The sequence below is a fragment of the Planktosalinus sp. genome, assembly GCF_059864935.1.
Window position 1 is genome coordinate 1 of record NZ_JCBCCK010000383.1, and the last position, 4,307, is coordinate 4,307.

General features: G+C 40.2%; 4 protein-coding genes and 1 pseudogene. 1 reads left to right on the forward strand and 4 read right to left on the reverse strand.

Annotation, left to right across the window (positions count from 1 at the left end; translation table 11 throughout):
- From AC6F75_RS12000 to AC6F75_RS12015, 4 genes and pseudogenes are all read right to left on the reverse strand, one after another.
- Positions 1 to 242: pseudogene (locus tag AC6F75_RS12000) on the reverse strand (DUF6146 family protein); the annotation flags it as partial.
- A gap of 100 nt (positions 243 to 342) precedes the next feature.
- Positions 343 to 1,296 carry an NAD(P)-dependent oxidoreductase gene (locus AC6F75_RS12005; RefSeq protein ID WP_500715264.1) on the reverse strand — a complete coding sequence of 318 codons (954 nt, stop codon included), beginning with the start codon at positions 1,294 to 1,296 and terminating at the stop codon, positions 343 to 345.
- A gap of 141 nt (positions 1,297 to 1,437) precedes the next feature.
- The gene (serC, locus tag AC6F75_RS12010) at positions 1,438 to 2,505 is read right to left on the reverse strand and encodes a 3-phosphoserine/phosphohydroxythreonine transaminase (RefSeq protein WP_500715266.1); all 1,068 of its coding nucleotides are present in this window, start codon (positions 2,503 to 2,505) and stop codon (positions 1,438 to 1,440) included.
- Between the two features lie 71 nt (positions 2,506 to 2,576).
- Positions 2,577 to 3,635, reverse strand: a complete 1,059-nt coding sequence (locus tag AC6F75_RS12015) for an acyl-CoA reductase (protein ID WP_500715267.1) — start codon at positions 3,633 to 3,635, stop codon at positions 2,577 to 2,579.
- Positions 3,636 to 3,703: 68 nt separating this feature from the next.
- Here AC6F75_RS12015 and AC6F75_RS12020 point away from each other — a divergent pair, with 68 nt between their 5' ends.
- Positions 3,704 to 4,054 carry a 4Fe-4S dicluster domain-containing protein gene (locus tag AC6F75_RS12020; protein ID WP_500715268.1) on the forward strand — a complete coding sequence of 117 codons (351 nt, stop codon included), beginning with the start codon at positions 3,704 to 3,706 and terminating at the stop codon, positions 4,052 to 4,054.
- Positions 4,055 to 4,307 lie beyond the last annotated feature (253 nt).

Sequence of the window (4,307 nt, forward strand, 5' to 3'; positions counted from 1 at the left end):
ACATACTGCCGGTTTCGGGTTTCAAGATAGGTAAGACCATAATAACCCTTAGGAGGTTGGGTGATTAACCATGAATTAAAACCGGGTTCAATGATTATGATTTCATACTCAATCTCATCATTGGCTATTCTAACGGTATCAGAGAGTTTAGCAGTATCAGTATCTGCCTGAACCACAGGCTTGGTGGTGTCACAACTCACAACCATCAAAGCAAAACCAAATATGACAAGTAAATACCTCATAGATTGCAAAGATACTAAAATTCAAACTTTCGGGATTTTTGCTTAACGGTATTTAACAAAAAGTCACTCAATTAAATATATGGCTCTATAAACCTGGATTTTACTTTTTCAAAATTGAAACAATCTGTTCTGCCAGTTCCGTGCCAATGCGGTCCTGGGCTTCAAGTGTGGCTGCACCTATATGCGGGCTTAAAGATACTTTGGGGTGCATCAGTACCTGCACCGCCGGTGTGGGCTCTTCCACAAAAGTGTCGAGTCCGGCAAAACTCAATTTTCCGCTGTCCAAAGCTTTCAGTAATGCCACTTCATCAATCACACCACCACGAGCGGTATTGATGATGCCGGCACCGTCTTTCATCAGTTCCATTTCTGCCTGACCAATAACAAATTGTTTTTGAGCCGGAACATGCAGGGTGATAAAATCACTTTTTTTCAATACTTGCGCAAAGGGGATACTATCAATGTTGACATGAATGGACTGCCCGTTAAACAAGCTTACAGTAACCGTGGCTGAATCGATGTAGTTATCGTGGGCAATGACTTCCATACCACAACCCAATGCAATTTTTGCCACTTCCTTACCAATTCTTCCCAAACCGATAATTCCCAGGGTTTTTCCACGCAGTTCTATTCCTTTGGCATAGGATTTTTTCAACTCGTTGAACCTGCTGTCTCCCTCAAGGGGCATATTTCTATTGGCATCATATAAAAAGCGAACTCCCGTAAAAAGATGTGCAAAAACAAGTTCAGCCACCGATGCCGATGATGCAGCAGGGGTATTGATTACATGCAGGCCTTTTTCCCTGGCGTAAGCAACATCTATATTGTCCATACCCACACCGCCACGGCCAATCACTTTTAAAGATGGACAGGCATCAATCACTTCTTTTCTCACTGTTGTGGCACTGCGAACAAGTATTACATCAATTTGATGCTGATTCACATAGTTGATAAGTTGTTCCTGAGCAACTTTAGTGGTGATTACTTCAAAGCCCGCTTGTTCCAGGGCATCAATTCCGCTTTTTGAAATTCCGTCGTTGGCTAATATTTTCATTTGATATAGTTAATGGAATAATAGTTATTTGATAAAAGTTTTAAATTCAATTCTATTTAAACTTGAAATTAATTTGGATTTTTTTCATTTCACCCGCCAAGGCGGGCAGGAGAAAAAATAAAAAAAATCTCTCTACATATTTTAAATTTTATTTTCAAGATCCTGCATCACTTCTACTAGCAACTTCACACTTTCAAAAGGCAGGGCGTTGTACATAGAGGCTCTATAACCACCCACGCTTCGGTGGCCGTTGAGACCGCTGATACCCGCTTGCTTTAATAAAGTGTCAAACGTTTCCTTATGGGTTTCATCCACAAGATTGAATGTGGCATTCATCACAGAACGGTCTTCGGGATTTTGAACAAAACCTTTAAACAAGGGATTGCGGTCTATTTCGGCATAAAGATGCGCTGCCTTTTTGTTGTTTACCTTTTCAATGGCAGCAATACCGCCTTTTTCCTTGAGCCATTTCAGGGTGAGCATGGACACATATACGGCAAAAACAGCCGGGGTGTTATACATACTTTCTTTTTCAATATGCATTTTATAATTGAGTATATTGGGAATCAGTCTGCTGACTTTCCCTAAAATGTCCTCTTTAATCACAACCAAAGTGGTTCCCGCCGGACCCATATTTTTCTGAGCCCCCGCATAAATCAAATCAAATTGACTGTAGTCGATATCTCTCGAAAAAATATCACTGCTCATATCACAAACAACAGGTACTGAACTTTTTGGAAATTCTTTAAACTGGGTTCCAAAAATGGTGTTATTGGTGGTTAAATGCAAGTAATCAATATCCGAAGGAACGTTGATATTTTTTGGAATGTAGTTGTAGTTTTGATCTTTTGAAGAAGCCACTTCAACCATTTCACCAAAAAACTTGGCTTCTTTAATGGCATTGTTGGACCAGGTACCGGTGTTGATGTATCCGGCTTTGGTGTTCAGTAAATTTTGTGCAAGCATCACAAATTGCAGGCTTGCACCTCCCTGTAAAAACAAAGCCTTATAACCCTTGTCTTTTAAATCCAAAAGTTCCAAAGCAAGGCTTTGAGCCTCACCCATTACGGCAATAAAATCTTTGCTGCGGTGGGAAATTTCAAGAATGGACAGCCCGGAATTGTTGAAATTCAGAACGGCTGCCGAAGCTTGTTCAAATACGGTTTGAGGCAATATACTGGGGCCTGCACTAAAATTGTGTATGTTCATAGTGGATTAAACGGATGGTTTTTAAAGTTGCTAAAATACTGACTATTAGCTTAAATATCCAACGGAAAATATTAAATTTTCAACAAGAAACTAACAGTGTCCACGCCATCGGCATAATCCCATAGTTGAGGGTTTTGGGTTTGCCCGAAAGGAATTTCGTTTTCAGAAAATCCGTTGGCCACCACACACTGAATTTTTTCTGCATCAGTTTTAAGCTTGGTTTTTAATGCTTCTGGGTTATCATAATACTCAAAAAAGCAAGTGGCGATGGGCGAACTGTAACTTTCGTCTTCCTTGAGCATAAAAAAACCATTGTCCAGAAAGTTGAACTCACTCATCAAATATACGGCCTTGTTGTAGTCATAATTGTTGGCATATTTATGAATGTCCATCAACCGGTTCCACTCATAAACTGCTTCAAACAACCGGTCAAAATGGTAATCTTTAGGCACAAAAAGCTTGGAAACATTGCGGCATCCCAGTCCAAAATACCTGAAAATGTCTTCTCCCAGCAGCTTGAGTTGTTCGTCGGTTTCATTTCCTGTCAATATAGCAACCGAGTTCCTGTTCTTTCTGATGATATGGGGTTTGCTTTTAAAGTAATATTCAAAATAACGTGCCGTGTTGTCACTTCCTGTAGCAATGATGGCGTCATAACCGCTTAATCTTTCATCAGTAAAACTGATTTGTCCCTTGAATTGCGGCTCTGCATATTCCAGGTATTTTGCCAAATAGGGGAGCAGTTGCTTGTCTTTAGACGATTGCTTAACGATAACTTTGTGACCCGTAATCAGCACCGATAAAAAATCGTGAAAGCCCACCAGCGGGATATTGCCCGCCATAATGATAGCGACGGTTTTTGGCGAAACTTCATCAAATTTGTATTCAGAAACCCATTTGTTTAGGTTAGTTTCATTTAGAGCTTCACCCCAACCGTTGATTGCATAGCGGATATTTTCTTTGGTAAACCAGCCGTTGTGTTCTTCGGCCAATTTTAACTGGTGAAGCATACCATCAAAAAAGAGTTCGTTATTCGGAATGTTTTCAAGCTTAATGGGTGGGGTTTCGTCAAATTGCGATAGAAATTTTCCTAAGGCGGTAAAGGCGTTTTTTCGTTCTGTTAATGTCATAAAGCAATTTGGTTATGAAATCTTTTGGCGTTATTTTTGTGCAAATTTACGGAAAGAAAAAGAAAACTATGGCAATAATAATCACCGATGAATGCATCAACTGTGGCGCGTGTGAGCCGGAATGCCCCAACACGGCAATATATGAAGGAGCAGACGACTGGCGCTATTCAGACGGGACTGATCTGGAAGGCAGGGTAGTGCTACCCAACGGCAAGGAAGTGGATGCAGATGCTGTTCAGGAACCGGTGAGTGATGAGATTTACTACATCGTGCCTGATAAATGTACAGAGTGCCAGGGGTTTCACGAAGAGCCGCAATGTGCCGCCGTTTGTCCGGTGGATTGTTGTGTGCCCGATGAAGATCACGTGGAAACTGAAGAAGAATTACGTGCAAAGCAAGCCTTTATGCATCATAAATAAATAGTATTTTCAATATATATTTACAGCCGGAACGCTTTTCAAGTCTTCCGGTTTTTTATTTGTAACTTTTTTTAAATAACTTCGTCTGTAAATCAATCAATCTTTAAAAAAGTATCACAATGAAAAATTATTTACCATTTCTTCTATTCTTTTTTAGCCTTACTTATGTTTCAGCACAATGCCCTTTTAACAGCACCATCACCTCTACACCCGATTTGAGCACGAATAATGTGGTTTGTTCAGACCAGATAAT